This window comes from Streptosporangium sp. NPDC000563 (assembly GCF_040299985.1).
GTDB lineage: Bacteria > Actinomycetota > Actinomycetes > Streptosporangiales > Streptosporangiaceae > Streptosporangium.
This window is the reverse complement of record NZ_JBEPDA010000002.1, coordinates 1-18261: the sequence shown is the minus strand read 5'-3', so window position 1 is coordinate 18261 and position 18261 is coordinate 1. Positions and strand designations below refer to the sequence as shown.

Annotated in this window: 11 protein-coding genes; 7 read left to right on the top strand and 4 right to left on the bottom strand. The window is 71.1% G+C overall.

Annotated features, from left to right (window positions below):
• Positions 1-60: 60 nt before the first annotated feature.
• The 3 genes from ABT352_RS08505 (at position 61) to ABT352_RS08495 (ending at position 2055) form a co-directional block, all read left to right on the top strand.
• Positions 61-333 (top strand): hypothetical protein, encoded by a 273-nt coding sequence (locus ABT352_RS08505; RefSeq protein ID WP_350943606.1) that lies wholly within the window; start codon positions 61-63, stop codon positions 331-333.
• A gap of 48 nt (positions 334-381) precedes the next feature.
• Entirely contained in the window at positions 382-1095 is a 714-nt protein-coding gene (locus tag ABT352_RS08500; protein ID WP_350943604.1) for an MgtC/SapB family protein, read from the top strand.
• Between the two features lie 162 nt (positions 1096-1257).
• Positions 1258-2055 (top strand): ArsR/SmtB family transcription factor, encoded by a 798-nt coding sequence (locus ABT352_RS08495; protein WP_350943602.1) that lies wholly within the window; start codon positions 1258-1260, stop codon positions 2053-2055.
• Positions 2056-2460: 405 nt separating this feature from the next.
• Here the strand turns inward: ABT352_RS08495 and ABT352_RS08490 are convergent, their stop codons facing one another.
• Both ABT352_RS08490 and ABT352_RS08485 read right to left on the bottom strand, forming a co-directional pair.
• A complete protein-coding gene (locus ABT352_RS08490; RefSeq protein WP_350943600.1) occupies positions 2461-3225 on the bottom strand; it encodes an ABC transporter permease in 765 nt (254 codons plus the stop codon).
• Positions 3222-4205 carry an ABC transporter ATP-binding protein gene (locus ABT352_RS08485; RefSeq protein ID WP_350943598.1) on the bottom strand — a complete coding sequence of 328 codons (984 nt, stop codon included), beginning with the start codon at positions 4203-4205 and terminating at the stop codon, positions 3222-3224. Before ABT352_RS08485 ends, ABT352_RS08490 begins: the two co-directional genes overlap by 4 nt.
• 112 nt (positions 4206-4317) lie before the next feature.
• Here ABT352_RS08485 and ABT352_RS08480 point away from each other — a divergent pair, with 112 nt between their 5' ends.
• From ABT352_RS08480 to ABT352_RS08470, 3 genes are all read left to right on the top strand, one after another.
• The gene (locus tag ABT352_RS08480; protein WP_350943596.1) at positions 4318-5427 is read left to right on the top strand and encodes a sensor histidine kinase; all 1110 of its coding nucleotides are present in this window, start codon (positions 4318-4320) and stop codon (positions 5425-5427) included.
• Positions 5424-6071 carry a response regulator gene (locus ABT352_RS08475; protein ID WP_350943594.1) on the top strand — a complete coding sequence of 216 codons (648 nt, stop codon included), beginning with the start codon at positions 5424-5426 and terminating at the stop codon, positions 6069-6071. The genes ABT352_RS08480 and ABT352_RS08475 overlap by 4 nt, the downstream gene beginning before the upstream one ends.
• Positions 6072-6206: 135 nt before the next feature.
• On the top strand, positions 6207-8639 hold the full coding sequence (locus ABT352_RS08470) for a WD40 repeat domain-containing serine/threonine protein kinase (protein WP_350943592.1): 2433 nt from the start codon (positions 6207-6209) through the stop codon (positions 8637-8639).
• Positions 8640-8734: 95 nt separating this feature from the next.
• Here the strand turns inward: ABT352_RS08470 and ABT352_RS08465 are convergent, their stop codons facing one another.
• Together ABT352_RS08465 and pulA are read right to left on the bottom strand one after the other, a co-directional pair.
• On the bottom strand, positions 8735-10459 hold the full coding sequence (locus ABT352_RS08465) for a carbohydrate-binding module family 20 domain-containing protein (protein WP_350943590.1): 1725 nt from the start codon (positions 10457-10459) through the stop codon (positions 8735-8737).
• A gap of 129 nt (positions 10460-10588) precedes the next feature.
• Positions 10589-16471, bottom strand: coding sequence for a pullulanase-type alpha-1,6-glucosidase (pulA, locus tag ABT352_RS08460; RefSeq protein ID WP_350943588.1), 5883 nt, complete (start codon positions 16469-16471; stop codon positions 10589-10591).
• Positions 16472-16837: 366 nt separating this feature from the next.
• Between pulA and ABT352_RS08455 the strand changes: the two genes are divergently transcribed.
• A complete protein-coding gene (locus ABT352_RS08455; protein WP_350943586.1) occupies positions 16838-18130 on the top strand; it encodes an extracellular solute-binding protein in 1293 nt (430 codons plus the stop codon).
• Positions 18131-18261 lie beyond the last annotated feature (131 nt).

Sequence of the window (18261 nt, the reverse complement as noted above, 5' to 3'; positions counted from 1 at the left end):
CGTTACGGCTTGAGTGAGGCAGGGGATTGGCGGGATATGTCGTGATTTGTGGAGGCCGCCATGGCGAGGACAACCACCACCGCTTCGAACGGCAGGGCGCGTGGCAGGGCGGAGGGGGGACAGTCGCCGCCGCACATCACCGTGCCGGTGATCGGGACGTTGACCCTGCCGACGCCTGACCGGCTGGTCTTCTACGGGGTGCTGGGGGCGCTGGGAGCGTTGGGAGTCATCGATTGGCCCGTCGCGCTCGTCGTCGGGTTCGGCCACTACCTGTCGGAACAGCGGCGGTTCCCGATGCTGCGGCAGGCGGGGGAGGCCGCGGAGGCGGCGTAGCCGGAAACGAGAATGCCCCCACCGGGACACGGGACGGGGGTGACGGCGATGGCGCCTCTCGGTGAACTCGCCGGACAGGGCTGGGCGCAGGTGGGGATGCTGCTCCTCGCCTTCGTGCTCTCGGCCCTGATCGGCCTTGAGCGGGAGGCCCGCCAGAAGAGCGCGGGCCTGCGCACCCACACCCTGGTCGGCTTCGCCGCGGCGTTGATCATGCTGGTGTCGAAGTACGGCTTCTCCGATGTTCTGCGGGATCACGTCACGGTCGATCCGTCCCGGGTGGCCGCCCAGATCGTGTCCGGCATCGGTTTCATCGGCGCGGGCCTGATATTCGTCCGAGGTGACGTGGTCCGGGGTCTCACCACCGCCGCGGCGGTCTGGCTCACCGCCGGGGTGGGGATGGCGGCCGGGGCCGGGCTGTGGTTGCTGGCGGTCATCGTGACCGCCGGGTACCTCGTGACGGTGTTCGTCCTCACGCCGCTGGCCGAGCGGCTTCCCGGGTCCAAGTACGCACCCTCGCGGTTCCGGTTGACCTACCTCGGCGGCCGGGGCGTGCTGCGGTCGGCACTGGCCGAATGCACGGAGCGAGGGTTCGGTGTGGACGAGTTGTCGGTCGACCGGCGCAGCGATGGCCAGAGCCCGGCCGTCGTGTCGCTCTGGCTCACCGTGCACGGCGTCGGGTCGATAACGGAGCTGACCACGGCGCTCTCCGAGATCGACGGAGTGCTCGCCGTGTTGAGCCGGGACCCCGGCGCGGCTTCCTGAACCGCGGTCGCAAGCCCTCGGGGGTCCCGCTGTGGTCGCGCCCGCCGCGCTGGTCGCCCGACGGGAGATCGTGAAGGCGCGAAGGTCCGTATTGACGGGCAACTAAAAGGTTGCCTATATTCAGACATGCATCCAAACGGTTGCCTAACTCTGTGAGACAGCATGGACGCGGTATTCAAAGCACTCGCCGACGCCAGTCGCCGGAGGCTGCTGGACAGTCTCAACCGGCACAACGGCCAGACCCTGCGCGAGCTGTGCGCGGGGCTGGACATGACCCGGCAGGCCGTGACCAAGCACCTGTCCGTCCTGGAGGCGGCCGGCCTGGTGGAGACGGTGAGGCGCGGCAGGGAGAAGCTCCACCACCTCAACGCCGCGCCCATCAACGAGATCGCCGACCGGTGGATCGGCCGCTACGACCGCGAGCGGGCGCGCGCGCTCGCCGACCTGAAACGAGCCCTGGAGGGTACGGACGTGTCCGAGACCAGCTTCGTCTACGTCAGCTACATCAAAACCACGCCGGAGCGGCTGTGGGAGGCCCTGACCGGCACGGCCTTCATCACCCGTTACTTCGGTGGCGGGGGCCCGCGATCCGACTGGACGCCGGGTGCCCCGGTCGAGTGGAAGGTCACCGCGGACGGCGAGTACCACGACTGGGGCCAGCGGGTGCTCGAGGCCGACCCCGGCAAGCGCCTGTCGTACACCTGGCACAACTACGAGCAGGAGGTGGCCGACATGTTCGGCTGGAGCGACGAGAAGCTCGCCGAGCTCAGGAGGGAGCCGATCTCGAAGATCACCTTCGAGATCGAACCCGCCGGTGGGGCCACGGTCAAGCTGATCGTCACCCATGAGGGCCTCGTCGCGGGCAGTGAGATGATCAAGGGCGTCAGCGAGGGCTGGCCCGAGATCCTGTCGAACCTGAAGACCCTGCTGGAATCGGGTGAGACGCTGCCGCTCGGCTAGGCGCCGGAGCGGTCTTCGTGGACGTCCGGCCTGCCCGGGTCCCCCGCTCAGCGGGCAACGTTCCTGCGCATCCTGCGCCCCCAGCGATGACCTCTGACATGGATATATGAGCATCTGCGTGATTTGTTAGCCGAGAACCGCAGGGCATGAGTAGGGGATACTCATGCTTTCCGCCGTGCCCCCGCCTAGCGTTCGGAAAGACCCGTCCCGGCCGATCCACGGGGCGGGCGTGCAAGGGCTGGATCCGTACCCGTCGTTACCCGTCGTTTTCGATGGCGTCGGCGCCGCTCCTCGTGGGTGTCGTACCGGGTGCCGGGAAAGCCGCGAGCCTGGCGGGGGCCGGCTCGCGGACCGTCCCATCGGGCCGCGCCCGAGCGCCGGCCGCCCCGGGGGACGTACGGCGGGCTACTCCCAGCGGAAGAACACGGCCGCGACGACGCCGCCGAGCACGATGGCCGCGGCGAGACCGATCAGGTTGGAGGCCTCGATGGGCGCGCCGATCCAGGCGGCCGACAGGGCCTGGCTCCCGGCACCGAACGGCAGCCACTGCCCGATCGTCGCGATCACCTCCGGGAGGTTGCCGCGCCCGCCGAACATGCCGCCGGTGGCGCCCAGCACGAAGAAGACGACCAGGCCGATCGCGACGGAGGAGTTCGGGGTGGGCGAGAGCGCGGCGACGGTCAGCCCCAGGGCGTACATGGCGGCCACCGTCAACGCCAGCACACCGAGCGCCGCGCCGACGCGCACCGGGGGGTGGGCGCCGAACGCCAGCAGGGCGAGGATCCAGGCGGCCGCGATACCGAGGGCCATCTGCAGCACGCCGGCGGCCGCCTGGGCGACGAGGACCAGCGCGGGCGAGGCGGGGGTCACCCCCAGGCGTCGCAGGATGCCGCTGCGACGGTAGTAGGCCAGAAAGCTCGGCATGTTGACGATGCCGGTCGTGGCCACGACCATCGTGAACACCAGCGGCAGCACGTAGACGTCGAACGCCGTGCGACCGTGCGCGATCGTCTCCCGGCCGGCGGACGAGGCGTTCATCACCAGGATGAGCATGGGCAGGCCGATCGGCACGATCAGCCCGGCGGTGTCGCGGGTGACCATCTTGAGCTCGCAGATCAGCAGTGCGGCCCAGGCCCGCGGGCCTGGGCGGTGGACGGTGATGTCCGTCATCGGATCGTCTCCCCCTTCGTGTCGGGCGCGGTGTCGAACTCTGCGTCGAGCTTGGTGTTGTCGAGCCGATGCCCGGTCAGCGCGAGGAAGGCGTCGTCGAGGCCGGCCTGTTCGCTGCGCGTCTCGGCCGCCGCGACGCCCGCGCGCACGAGCGCGACGCTGACGGCCTGGAGCAGCTCACCGCGGCCCTCGACGACGACGCGGTCGCCGTCGGCGTGCACCCGGTCGACCCCGTCGAGTCCTTCGAGCAGCCCGCCCGGCACAGGGGTGATCGCGCGGAAGGTGACCCGCTGGGCGAACCCGGCCCTTCGCACGAGCCCCGAGGGAGAGTCGAGGGCGACGACCCGGCCCTCGTCGAGCAGCGCGACCCGGTCGCACAGTCGTTCGACCTCCTCCATGGTGTGGCTGACGAGCAGGATGGTCACGCCTGACTCGCGCAACCGCTCAAGGGTCGACCACATCCGACGGCGCGCCTCGGGGTCTAGGCCGGTGGTGAGCTCGTCGAGGATCACCACCCGGGGCCGTCCGACGAGCGCGAGCGCGATCGACAGTCGCTGCTGCTGGCCGCCGGAGAGCTTCTCGAAGCGGGTGCGCCGGGAGGCGGTCAGGCCGACCGACTCGATCAGGTCGTCGGACGGCAGCGGGTCGCGGTAGAAGGTCCCGTACAGGTGGACCAGTTCGGTGACCGTGAGCGCGGAGTGCAGGACGGCCTCCTGCAGCTGGACCCCGAGGACCTGGCGCAGCCGGGCCCGGTCCCGCCGGGGGTCCAGGCCGAGCACGCGGACGGTGCCGCGGTCGGGCCGCCTGAGCCCGGCGATCAGCTCGACGGTGGTCGTCTTACCGGCTCCGTTGCGTCCCAGGATGCCGAAGATCTCACCGGCGGCGACGGAAAGGCCGACCTCCTCGACGGCGACCTTGGAGCGGTAGCGCTTGTGCAGGCCGTCCGCTTCGACGGCGGGAGATGACGTTGTCGCATGCATGCCGTCGACGTTAGGAAGGGCGAGCCGCCGGCGCCTGTGCCGATGGTCAGTATCGGCACCCATGACTTTCGGCACCTCAGCGGGGGCACGAGCGCACGTTAGGGTGAACGGCATGCGGCGAATCGAGCCGGACGTGTGGGCGGGGCTGGCGGCACTGCTGGTGTGCCTCGCGGTGGGCACCCCGATATTGCTCGGCGTGGCCGAGACACAGGTCCCCCGGCCGGTGTGGGGCGCGCTCTTCGTGGCGCTGCTGGTCACCGCGCTGATCGCCGCGCTCTGGGAGGAATGCCGGCCGAGGCAGGCGTGGGTCTGCTACGGCGCGGCCGTCGTGCTGGGATGGCTCACGATCCTGACGGCCCCCGGCGCCGGATGGCTGCCGATCCTGCTGGTCTTCACCGCCGCCCTGAGCGCGTACGTCGCGCCGCCGTGGGCGGGCCCGGTGGTGATCGTGCTCAACGTCGTCGTGATCGCCGTGACCGTGGGTCTCACCGGTTCCACCGTCGCCGAGATCGGCCTCAGTGCGCTGCTGTACCTGCTGATCCAGATCGCGACGCTGCTGAGCGTGCTGGTGACCATCAGGGAGCAGCGGATGCGCCGCGAGCTGAGCGAGGCTCATCTGGAACTGCGGGCGGCGAGTGTGATCCTGGCCGACACCGCACGCGCTCACGAACGCCTGCGCATCGCCAGGGAACTGCACGACCTGATGGGGCACCAGCTCACCGCGCTCACCCTGGAACTGGAGGTCGCCCGGCACCGCGAAGGGGCGGGCGCGCGCGTGCACATCGAGCGTGCCGACCGGGTGGCGCGGGACCTGCTTCGCGACGTGCGCGCGACCGTCGGACAGCTGCGCACCGACGCGCCCGACCTGCGCGAGGCCCTCGCCGCCGTGGTACGCGACATTCCCGGACTCGACATCGGCGTGTGGATCGACGACGACGTGTGCCCCACCGAGGAGGTGACCCTGGCGCTCATCCGTGTCGTCCAGGAGATCGTCACCAACACCATCCGGCACGCGGACGCGACCTCGTTGCGCATCCGGATCGAGAGCACACCGGAGCGGGAGGTGAGGTTCACCTCCGTCGACGACGGGCGCGGCAGCCCCGAACTGCGGCCGGGCAACGGGCTGCGCGGCCTGAGCGAGCGGATCGAGGCGATCGGCGGCGACGTACGGCTCGACGGCAGCGACGGTTTCCGGGTCACCGCCACGGTGCCCGCGCGATGATCCGGGTGATCGTGGTCGACGACCAGACCCTGGTCCGGCAGGGCATCCGCAGCCTGCTCGACCTGACCGACGACATCGAGGTGGTGGGGGAGGCCGACGACGGCATGGCCGCGCTGGCGGCGATCGGGGAGCACGCCCCCGACGTCGTCCTGCTCGACCTGCGCATGCCCCGCCACGACGGCATCTGGGTGCTCAGGGCGTTGCGGGAGCGCGCGGACGACTCGCCGCCGGTGCTCGTGCTGACCACGTTCGACAACGACACCCTGGTGCTGGACGCGATGCGGGCGGGGGCGTGCGGCTACCTGCTGAAGGACGTGACGCTCGAACGGCTGACCCGGGCCATCCGCGTCCTGGCCGACGGGGGGACACTGATCTCGCCGTCGATCACCGACCGGCTGCTGCGCGCGGTGCGGCGCCGCCGCCCGGCGGACGACGACCTGCCCGCGATCCAGCGGCTCACCGAACGAGAGGTGGAGGTGCTGCGGCTCGTCGCGGAGGGCTACAGCAACCGCGAGATCGCCCAGGCTCTCTTCCTGGCCGAGGGCACGGTGAAGAACCACGTCTCGACCATGCTGCTCAAACTCGGGGCGCGGGACCGGACCAACGCGGTGTTGCGCGCCCTGCACGCCAACCTTCTCGACTGATAGCTGCGGGCATTTGGTCAAATTTGCCGATACTGGCATGCTCTTTTCCGGGACCAGACTGCCCGGAACCCGGCGCGTGCGGCAGGGCGTGGCCGCCGGACCACTCGGGCGGGCTCGCGGCGGGGGAGGAGCACGATGGCCGGTACGGAGCTCAGATCCGGCGACCCCACCGCCTTCGGGCCGTACGTGATCGAGGCGAGGCTCGGCGAGGGCGGGCAGGGGACGGTCTACCTCGGTCGTGATCCGGCCGGTGAGCGTGTCGCGGTCAAGGTGCTGCATCCCAGGTTCGCCGCCGACCAGGTCGCGAGGGCGCGCTTCGAGCGGGAGATCGCCGTCGCCCGGCAGATCGCCGAGTTCTGCACCGCCCGGGTGCTCGACGCGGGGGAGAGCGGCGACCACCTCTACGTGGTGAGCGAGTTCATCGACGGGCCTTCGCTGCAGCAGGCCGTCGAGAGGGAGGGGCCGCGCGACGGCGCCGCCCTGCAGCGCATCGCGATCAGCACGGCCACCGCGCTCGTCGCCATCCACCAGGCGGGCATCGCGCACCGCGACTTCAAACCGGCCAACGTGCTCCTCGGCTTCGACGGCCCGCGCGTCATCGACTTCGGCGTCTCCAAGGCACTCGACGCCGGGTTCGCCCAGACCAGCGGCGCCGTCGGGACCCCGACGTACATGTCGCCCGAGCAGATCCACGGCCAGCCCGCCGCCGCCCCCTCGGACGTGTTCAGCTGGGCCGTGACGATGGTGTTCGCGGCCACCGGCAGCCCCGCGTTCGGCCGGGACACCATCCCGGCCGTGCTGCACCGCATCCTCACCGTCGAGCCCGACCTGTCGGGGGTTCCCGAGGGGTTGCGCCCGTTGCTGCGCGCCTGCCTGGCCAAGGATCCCGCCGATCGGCCGGTCGCCTCCGACCTGCTGTTCCGGCTGATCCGCCAGCCGTCGGCCGGCACCGCCATGCCGCCCGCGGAATCGCCGCAGACCGGTCAGTCGGCCCGGGGCCGGTCCTCGTCGTCCCAGTGGCCGTCGCGGACCGAGCCGCCGTCCCCGTCCCCGCAGCCTTCGCAGCCCGAGTCTTCTCAGCCACAGTCTTCGCAATCACCGCTCCACGACCGGCCGCCCTCGTCGCAACGACAGCCGTCCCCCGGGTGGGAGGCCGACCCTCAGCGGCCGCCGTCCCGGCCGTCGCCGCCGTTCGAGCCGGGCGCGGCACCTTCGCTGCCGCCGTACGCCGGGTGGTCACCGACGGGTCCGAGCACCGAGCCCGGACAGTGGCACCGGCAGGGCCACGGGGTCTCCACCTCTCCTGGTGACCCATGGGAGGGGGCCGGTGGCGCGACCGCGCCGGGCGGGTCAGGACGATCGCGCCCGTGGCGGATCGGGGCCGTCGTCGCCGTCTGCGCCGCCGCGGTCTCCGCGGGCGTCTTCGTGCTCCCGCCACTGCTGGCGGGGACCGGGGAGGAGGGCGCGGACCCCACTCCCGTCGCGATGACCGGCTCCCCTTCGATCTCCGGCGGCTCCCCCTCACCCGGCGAGTCCACGCAGCCCAGCGCCTCACCGTCTCCCAGCACCTCACCCTCTACCGGTGGAGCGCCGTCCCCCGCCGCCACCCCCACCTCGGTCACCGGGAACTGGAAGAGCGCACCGGTCGGCGGCCCGCTGCGCGGCCATCGCGACGACCTGCAGTCGGTGGCGATCGCCCAGGTCGGCGGCAGGTCCGTGATCGTCTCCGGTGCCAACGACCGCACCGTCCGCCTGTGGGACCTCGCCACCCGCAAGCCGCTGGCCACCCTCACCGGGCACACCGACTGGGTGCGCTCCGTCGCGGTCACCGAGCTGGACGGCAGGAAGATCGCGGTGTCGGGCGGCGACGACGGCACCGTACGCCGCTGGGACCTCGCCACCCGCAAGCCGGTCGGCAAGCCCTTCGACGTCGCTGCGCCCGTCTTCTCCCTCGCCCTCGCCACCCTCGACGGCGAGCCCGTCGTGGTGACCGGAGGCCGCGACGGGAGCCTGCGCGTGTGGGACCTGAGGACGGGCGCCGCGATCGGCAAGGCCCGTCGCGCCTCCGAGGGCGCCGTGTTCGGCCTCGCCACGGCCACCCTCGACGGTGAGCCCGTCGTGTTCACCGGCGGCGGCGACGGTACGGTACGTCGCTGGCCGCTCCGCTCGGGGGCCGGCGAGACGCTCCTCACCCAGCGCGCCCAGGTCACCGCCGTCACCACGGCCGAACTGGACGGCAGGCTCGTGGTGCTCTCCGCCGGCGGCGCGCAGGACATCCACATCGACGACGCCGCCGGTGCCGGTGAGGCCCGCCCGCCCATCCGGAGCCACAGCGGCTGGATCTACTCCCTCGCGGTCGGCCGGGTGGGGTCGCTCACCGTCGTCGTCTCCGGCAGCAACGACGCCACCGCGCAGGTCCACGACCTCGACACCGGGAAACGGGCGGGACGGCCGTTCAAGGCCCACGACCACAACGTGTTCGCCGCCGCGGTGACCGAACTCGACGGGCGCCCCGTCGCGGTCACCGGCGGCGGCGACGACACCGTCCGCGTCTGGCGCCTGGGCTGACCGGCCCCGAACGGCTCATCCCCTGACCGGCTCCTGACCGGCGCGACCGGGAGGCCGTACCGTCCGGGGCCGATCAGGGGATGGGGCCGGGGAGGTCAGCGCCAGGAGTCGGTGCGGGTGGCGGTGCCGCCGGAGGGGGTGGTGAAGGAGCGGTCGGGGTCGCTCTCCCAGGTCACCGAGCCGTCGGGGTTCTTCTTGATGTACTTGTACTGGACCGTCGTGCCCGGCGGCAGGTTCACCGTGGCCCTCCAGACCGGGTACGCGGCCGACGACAGGGCGACGGCGTTCGCCGGGTTCCAGGAGCCCAGCGCGGCGACGTTGCCGACGACGAAGACGTTCTGGCCCCAGTTCGTGGTCACGGTCGCGTTGAACGAGGTGGCGACCTGGCCGGGGTTGACCGTCGGCGTCGGGCTGGGGCCGGGGCCCGAGGCGCCGGTGTGGATCGCGACCGCGCCCCTCGCGGGCACGGTGACCGAGGCCGTGCCGTTGGATCCGACGGTGACCGAGCCGCCTCCGGCGACGTTGGCGTAGGTCCCGGCTGGCAGGCCGGTGGAGAAGGTGCGGGTGACGCTGCCGCCCTCGTTGTTGATCGCGACCCAGCCCTTCGCGCCCCGGCTGAAGGCGATCACGTTGTTGCCGTTGTCGTACCAGTTGCCGACCGTGGTGCCCTGGACGGAACGGTTGAAGCCGACCATGCCGTTCATCTGGCGGTGGAAGCAGGTCCACCGGCCGTTGCCGCAGTCGGCGTCGGCGGCGAAGCCGCCGCCCGACGAGGGCGGGCCGGCCTCGCCGTCGCTCCAGGTGAACCCGGAGTAGACCCTCGGCGTGCCGTACGGCCAGGCGAGCATGAAGACGTTGGCCAGCCTGTAGGCGTCGCCGTACTTGTAGTTCATGGTCGAGCCGTTGCGTTCGGTGTCGTGGTTGTCGATGAAGACCACGGCCTTGTCGCTCGGCACCGACAGGCCCCAGCTCTGCCCGAAGGACTGCAGGTTCTTGATCTGGCCGCCGCCGAACTGCTCCTTGAGCTTGCGCCCGTACACGAACTCGTGCACGTCGCCGATCCCGGTGTACTGGCTCGGGCTGATCGCCTCGCCGTTGCCCTGGATGACCTCCTGGTGGATGTACGGCGAGCCGGTCAGCCTGCCCTTGATCGCGGCCAGGTCACCGGGGTTGATGTGCTTGGCGGCGTCGACGCGGAAGCCGTCCACGCCCAGGGAGGTGAGCCTGTTGAGGTAGCCGGCGATCTGGTCGCGGACGTACTCGGAGCCGGTGTTGAGGTCGGCCAGGCCGACCAGTTCGCAGTTCTGCACCCGCCAGCCGTCGCTGACGTAGTCGGAGCCGTTGATCGTGCAGGTGGGGGAGTGGAAGTCGGCGGCGGAGTAGAGGCCGGGGTAGTTGTACTTGCCGAAGGTGTAGCCGCCGTAGCTGGTGCTGCCCTGGCCTGTCATGTGGTTGATGACGGCGTCGGTGTGGACCTTGACGCCCGCCGCGTGGCAGGCGTTGATCATGTTCTTGAACGCGTTCTCGTCGCCGAACTTGCTGGTGAGGGTGTAGCGGGCGGGCTGGTAGATGTCCCACCAGACCGACCCGCCCTTGGACATCGAGTCGTTCGGCGGGGAGACCTGCACGGCGGCGTACCCGGCGGGGCCGAGGACGTCGGTGCACTCCCTGGCGACGGAGTTCCAGTTCCAGTTCCACAGCTTGACGATCGGGCCGGGGGTGGGTGGCGCGGCCTGGGCGGGGAGCGCGCCGGGCACCAGCACGGCGGCGCTCACCAGGGCGCTCAACGCCGTGGCGAGGACGACTCTGTAGGGTTTCACGGGTGGGGCCTCCAGGATCGATGGACGGGTTCCCTGGCCGGGCCGGGTGCTGCAACACCCGGCCCGGCGGCTTTCATGGGCTCTGCGGGGCTGTGCGCGAACTCCCCGCGGGGAGTTCTGCGCTGTTTGTCAGGATTGGACGAAGACGGCGACCGTGCGAGCGGGGACCGTGAGCGTGCCGGTGGCCGGGTCGAACGTCGACTGCTTCACGACGGCGTCGTCGCCGGCCGTCTGGACGGGGTGGAGCGTCACCCGGGCGCCCTTCAGCGCGGCGACGGCCTGCGGCCGGGCCTCGGGGGTCGCGTTGAAGACGACGGTGACCGACTTCCAGCGCGGGTCGATCCCCGTGGCGTCCAGGTGCATGGTCACGACACCCGGGGTCTCCGAGGTGCCGCCGGTCGGGAAGGTGAGGCGCTTCTGCACCTCGGCCAGGGTGGCGAGACCGAAGACCGGGGACGATGAGCGGATCCTCAGCAGCTCGCCGTAGCGGGCGCGGGCGGCGTCGATCGCCGCGCAGTCCGGCTTCAGCGCCGGATCGCCCAGCAGCGGCCTGGCGTACTGCCACTTGTCCTCGTTGTCGGGCTTCGGGGGAAGCCCGGCGCCGAACCCGTTGCCCGCCGAGCAGTCCCACAGCAGCCGGTTGAACCAGTCACCGGAGTCGTAGGAGTTGCGGTCGAGCGACTTGGAACGGAGCCGCTCGCTGCCCGCGTGCACGAACGAGGTGCCCTGCCCGAGGACGGCCGTGGCCAGGGAGAGCGACTGCATGCGCACCCGGTCGGCCATCGCGGTCGCCGGTGGCAGCTTGTACGCCAGCGCGTCGAACAACGTCTCGTTGTCGTGGGCGTCGACATAGGTGACGACCTCGCCCGGTGCGGCCGTGTACCCGGCGGGAGAGCCGTTGTAGTTCACCTCCGAGCCCTTGACCCGCCTGCCGTCGGTGGCGGTGAAGGTGTAGTCGCGGAGGTTGCCGGCGAGCCCGACCTTGATCAGGTCGTGGTAGTTCAGCAGCCGGGCCCGCCGCTGCGCCTCGTCGCCGTTGGCCGGTGAGTCGTTGGGCGCCCCGGCCAGCCCCGAGCCGAAGCCCTGCACGCGGGGGTCGGCGTCGAACGGGCCGCCGCCGCGCACCGCGTCGCGCAACCGGTCGTTGAAGGTGCCGATGCCGGTGCCGGCCATGTTCGCCTGGGTGGCCTGTTCGAAGCGGGCGCCGTCGGCGACCTCGCCGAAGTTCCAGCCCTCCCCGTACAGGATGATCGACTTTCCGTCGACGCCGTCGCGGGCGACGGTGAGCCTGTCCAGGGCCGCGCGGACCGCGACCAGGTTCGCCTTGGGGTGGTGGCCCATCAGGTCGAACCTGAAGCCGTCCACCTTGTACTCGCGGGCCCAGGTGACGACGGAGTCGACGACGAGCCTGCCCATCATGGCGTGCTCGGGCGCGGTGTTGGCGCAGCAGGTGGAGGTGGCCACCGTGCCGTCGTCGAGCAGCCGGTGGTAGTAGCCCGGCACGATGCGGTCGAGCACCGAGGAGGCGTCCTGGCCCGAGGCGTGGGTGTGGTTGTAGACCACGTCCATCACCACCCGCAGCCCGGCCCTGTTCAGCCCGCCGACCATGCCGCGGAACTCCCTGATCCGCGACGACCCGTCCGGCTCGGAGGCGTAGGAGCCCTCGGGCACGGTGTAGTGCAGCGGGTCGTACCCCCAGTTGAAGGAGTCCTTCGCCGCGGTCCTGGCGACGCAGGCCTGCTGCTCCTCGGAGTCCGGGGGCATCGAGGCGAGGTCGCAGGCCGGTTCCGTCCGGTCGGCCCTCCGCTCGGGGACGGTCGCCATGTCGAAGACGGGCAGCAGGTGCACGTGGGTGAGCCCGTCCTCGGCCAGCCCGCGCAGCTCCCTCATCCCCGCCGAGTCGCCGGTGAACGCGGCGTACGTGCCGCGCCTCGCCGCGGGGACGGTGGTGTCGGAGGCGGAGAAGTCGCGCACGTGCAGCTCGTAGACCGACGCCTTCTCCTGGGGGACGGCCCTGGGCTTGGCCAGGGAGGTCCAGCCGTCGGGCCGCAGGGCACCGTCGGACAGGTCGGCGAGCTGGCTGCGGCCCGAGCCCGCCGACAGCGACAGGCTGTAGGGGTCGGTCACCTCGTTCACGACGACCTTGCCCGCCGTGCCCTCGCCGGGCGCGTAGACCGTCACCAGGAAGGTGTAGTAGCGGTCCTTCCAGTCCCGCTCCCCGCGCACCGACCAGACGCCGGTGCCGTCGTCGCGGCGCATGGGGTGGACGGTGCGTCTGCCGCCCGAGGAGTCGCGGTAGAGCGCGAGCTCGACCTTGACCGCGGTGGGGGCCCAGACCGACAGGCCGGGCCTGCCGCCGCTCCACGAGGGGCCGAGGCCGGCGGTCGCCGCCTTGGCGTACAGGTCGTCGAGCACACCGGGCAGTTGCACGCCGGTGGCGGCGAGCAGGGCGCCCGAGGCGTCGCGCTCGACGGCGACGACCTGGCCACGGGTGGCCTCCCTCACCAGGTCGGCGTCGCGCGGGTCGACGGTGAACGCGGCGTGCCCGGCCAGGTGCGGCCACTTCGCCTTCTGCGCGTCGGTCAGCGCGCCGGGCGCGAGGCGAATCAGCCTGACCTCGCCGGTGAGGTCGCCACCCGAATAGGCGATGTCGCCCTTGGCGGAGAAGGCGAGGGAGTAGCGGCCGGCGGTGGAGGGGTCGATCTTCCAGGCGACGGTGGCGCGGTCGATCCAGTGCGCCGACGACTTCGACAGGTCGGCGTCGGCGCCGCGCGCCGAGGACTGGGGCAGCAGGTGGCCCTCGGTGGCCGCGACCCGCCACACCTCGTGGCCGGTCGCCGTCAGGTCCAGCGACTGGTTGTCCGGCAGGTCCTTGGTGTCGCCCTTGTGGATGATGTAGTTCACGGTCTTGGCCCCCTCGGTCAGGGGGACGCGGAAGTGAACGCCGAACCCGTCCTCGCCCGCGGGCCGCAGCGGCGCGCCCCACTCGGTGGGAGTCGCCACGTCACCCCACAGGTGAAGTCCCCAGCCGTCGTAGTTCCCGTCGGGCCGGTGGTAATGCAGGATCGCGACGTTCTCGGCCGCGGCCCGGCTCGAATGGACCTTCGCCACTCCCGAGGCGACGTAGGCGTCGGGCCGCAGGGCGGGGGTGAACGACTGGTCGGGCCCGGGGTCCTTGGTGTCGCCCCTGTGCACGATGAAGTTCGCCGGGACGGAGGCGTCCTTCAGCGGCACCTTCCAGAACGCGCCGTAGGAGTCCGTGCCGTCGGGCGGGCGCGGCGCGGCCCAGTCGGTGGGCACCCCGTCGGCGAGCCCGTCGCCCCACAGGTGCAGCCCCCAGCCCTCGTAGTTCCCGTCGGGGCGGTTGTAGTGGACGGTCGCGTACCCCTGGGCCGCCGCGCGGGACGGGTACGTCTCCGCCTTTCCCTTCGCCAGCCACACCTCGCCGTTCCTGGCGGGGTTCACGATCCGGTCGCCGCCGTCCTTCTCGTCACCCCGGTGGGCGATGATCCCGACGCTGGTGGCACCCGGCTTGAGCCTGATCCAGGCGAAGCGGCCGTAGGAGTCCTCACCGGTCAGCGGGAGCGGGGTCGCCCACTCGGTCGGGTTCTCCACGTCACCCCAGACGTGCAGGCCCCAGCCGTCGTAGTCGCCGGCGTTCTCCCGCTGGTAGTGCACGACGAGCCAGTCGCGTCTCACCGCGCCCGGCTCCTCGGGGGCGGGCTCGGCGCCGACGGTCGCCGCCGCGACCGCCGAGGCGAACCGGCCCGCGGAGTCCTTCACCACGGCCTTGTACGAGATCGGTGTGCCCGCCGCGATGCCGCGCAGGTCGTGGAAGACCCGGAACGCGCGGCCCGAGGGGGTGGCGTTCGGCGCGTCGTCGGTGCCGATCGCCCGCCAGGGGCCCTCGCCCACCTTGGCGGCGAAGGTGACCTGGTCGAAGCCGGTGCCGGGCACGATCGCGACGACCGGGATCCGGCCGTCCTGCGCGGTGCCCCTGATCTCGGCTCCCGGCAGGGCGACCGAGACGGCGGGGGCCGAGGCCGGAGCCGCGAGCTTGGCGGGCGCCTTGTAGACCACCGCCGACAGGGCGGGAACGGTGAGCGCCGGCTTCGTGTCCGCGCCGGTGGTGAGCGTGGCGGCGCCCTCGCCGTACACCCTGGTGAAGGTCGCGCCCGCCGAGAAGGTGGGCGGACTCACGGTCGCGGGCTGTTCGGCGTTGTTGACCGCCACCAGATACTCGACCTGCCGGGCGGCGTCGATCCTGGAGAAGGCGTAGACGCCGCCGGAGGCGAGCCGCTCGATCTGGGCGCCGTCGGCGAGGGCCGGGTGGGCGTCGCGCAGCGCGGCCAGGGCGGAGATCCCCCGGTAGAGCGGGTGGGAGGGGACGAAGTTGTCCCTGGCGTGGGTGGAGTCGGTGCCGATCAGGTCGTCGCTCAGGTAGCTCTCGGTCCTGGAGGCGAACATGGACGCGCGGGCGTCCTGGTCGCCGCCCTTTCCGGTGAAACCCTGTTCGTCGCCGTAGTACACGACCGGCTGGCCGCGGGTGAGATACATCAGCTCGTGGGCGAGCAGCGACCTGCGCAGCAGCTCGGAGTCGGGGGCGCCGGGGTTGTCCTGGGAGACGAAGCGGCCGATGCGGCCCATGTCGTGGTTGCCGAGGAAGGTCGGCAGCGACGCGGCGTTGCCGTCGGCGTCGGTGTGGTAGTCGTCTTCGGCGTACAGCCGTGCCAGCCTGGACGCGTCCGCCGTGCCGCCGCTGAAGGAGCGGGCGGCCTCCTGGAACGGGAAGTCCAGGGTGGCGTTCATGCCGCCCCGGGTGGAGTATCGGCTGGTGAAGGAGGGTTCGCCCGAGTAGACCTCGCCGAACATGAAGAACCGCTTGTTGCCCTGCTGGGCCGCGTAGCCGCGCAGGGCGGGGGAGAACCTCTCCCAGAACTCCATGTTCACGTGCTTGGCGGTGTCGATGCGGAAGCCGTCGAGGCCGGTGTCGCGCACCCACGTCTTGTAGATGTCGATCATGCCTTTGACGACCTCCGGGCGCTCGGTCCACAGGTCGTCGAGGCCGAAGAAGTCGCCGTATTCGTCGTTCTCGCCGCCGCTGAAGGTGGAGTCGCCCCGGTTGTGGTACATCGTCGGGTCGTTCAGCCAGGCCGGCGTCTTGACGTTCTTCGGCGCGACCGGGGTGTACGGGAACGATCCGGTGTCCACCTTGGGGAAGGTGTCCTTGCCCGCGTGATCGCGGTCGTCGAACGGCGTGCCGCGGGTGTCGACGTAGGGGTAGGCGCCCTTGCCGCGATACGAGTAGGTCTTCTCCGCGTAGTCGACCACGTCGGCCGTGTGGTTGGTGATGATGTCGAAGAAGACCTTCATCCCGCGCCGGTGCGCCTCGCGCACCAGCTCCTTCATCTGGGCGTTGGTCCCCAGGTGCGGGTCGATCCTGGTGAAGTCGGTGATCCAGTAGCCGTGGTAGCCGGCCGAGACGTTGGCGCCGGTGCCCTGCACGGGACGGTTCACGAACGCCGGGGTGATCCAGATCGCGGTGCTGCCCAGGTTCTTGACGTAGTCGAGCCTGCCGAGCAGGCCCTTGAGGTCGCCGCCCTGGTAGAAGCCCTTGTGCGTGGGGTCGAAGCCGGTGGTGAGCCGGTCGCCGGACAGGCCGCCCCGGTCGTTGCGGGTGTCGCCGTTGGCGAACCGGTCGGTCATCGCGAAGTAGAAGCGCTCGCGGCTCAGGTCGGTGCGGAGCGCGTCGCGGGCGAGGTCCCTGTCGGAGGGCTCGGCGGTGCGGCTGAGCGCGGAGACCACGGGATCGCCGGCCGTCGCGGGCGCACCGGACGGCACCGTGGACGGCGCTGCGGAGACCGGTGCGGTGAGGGGCGCGGACGCGGGGGAGGTGGACGCGGCGGCGGGGGGCGGGGTGGCGGCGAGAGGGGTGGCGATCAGGGCTGCCGCGAGCGCGGCGCCCGTCAGGAGGGTCGTTCTCGCGCGCCGTGGGGGGAGCGGCCAGACCACGGGGGCCTCCACGGGATGTTGTTTCGGGGGTATTGCCCGGAAGTTACTCACTAGTGATGGTCTATGCAATCCCTTGCGGCAAATTTCTGAATCCCGGCAATTCGTGAGCGTCCCGAAGAGATCCGGTCGAGCGACCAAAACACACAAAAAGGGATTTATAGCCCTTAAATGGTTGATATCGCCATCTAGGATCCCGTCGGAAGGTGGTCCGGCTCCTTGGGTTTGGGGTGGCTTTGTAACGACTTTGCAGACTCTTGCAGAAACTTCTTCCAATGGGGTTCACGTAGGCGTAACGTCCGGCGTACTCCAGACCCCGGCCGGACGGCTCTTCGGTCCCGGCCGCCCCTTGAACACGAGGAGAAGAACATGCGGCGAGCCTTCTCGGCCGCGACGATCGTCGCGGCCCTCGCCCTGGCGGTCTCCGCCTGCGGTGGCGGTGACGCCGGCACGGCGGCCCCCGCCCAGTCCGCGGCGGCGGACCCGTCGAAGATCACCGGTGAGATCACCTGGTGGGACACCGTCAGGCCCGACAGCGAGGGCCCGACGTTCCAGGCGCTCATCCAGGACTTCCAGGCGAAATACCCTGGCATCAAGGTCAAGTATGTCAACGTCCCCTCGGACCAGGCGCAGAACCAGTTCCAGACCGCGGCGCAGGCGGGCGCGGGGGCACCGGACGTGATCCGCTCCGAGGTCGCCTGGACCTCCCAGTTCGCCTCACTCGGCTACCTGCAGCCGCTGGAGGGCACCCGCGCGGTGGAGAACGAGGCGGACTTCCTGCCGGGACCGCTGAGCAGCACCAAGTACGACGGCAAGACGTACGCCGTCCCGCAGGTCACCGACACCCTCGCGCTCATCTACAACAAGCGGCTGCTGAAGGAGGCGGGGCACGAGGAGGCCCCCACCACGGTCGAGGAGCTCAAGCAGACCGCGCTCGACGTCAAGAAGAAGACCGGCGCCAACGGCCTCGCGCTCAACGTCGACTCCTACTTCCTGCTGCCCTTCATGTACGGCGAGGGCGGTGACCTCCTCGACGTGCAGAACAAGAAGATCACCGTCAACTCCCCGGAGAACGCGAAGGCGATGGCGACCGTCTCCGACCTGATCACCTCCGGTGCCGCGCCCAAGCCCGCGATCCAGGACAGCTACGCCAACGCGATGACCGCCCTCAAGGACGGCAAGGCCGCGATGATCTACAACGGCCCGTGGGCGCTGTCGGAGATCTACCAGGGCAAGGAGTTCAAGGACAAGGAGAACCTGGGCATCGCGCCCGTCCCCGCGGGCTCGGTCAAGGCCGGGGCACCCACCGGCGGCTGGAACCTGGCCATCTACGCCGGCTCCAAGAACCTGGACGCCTCCTACGAGTTCGTCCGCTTCATGAGCACCCCCGAGGCGCAGGCCAAGGTCGCCAAGGAGATCAGCCTCCTGCCGACCCGCGTCTCGGCGTACGACAACCCCGACGTGCAGGCCAACAAGGACGTCTCCGTCTTCAAGCCCATCATGGAGACCGCGACCGCGCGGCCGTGGATCCCCGAGGGCGGCCAGCTCTTCCAGCCGCTCCTCGAGGGCTACCAGTCGCTGGTCGGCGGCACGGCGACCCCCGAGGACATGCTCAAGAAGGTCGACGACCAGTACCGAGGCATCTTCAAGGACTGGAGCTGATCCGTGGCGCTCTCGACTGGGCGTGTGAACAACACGGCCAGGGACCGGGCCGCGGGGGGGGGGGCGGCCCCCCGCGGGGGGGGCCCCCCCCCGGGCCGCCGGCGGGGGGGGGGGCGGGGGGGGTGTGGCCG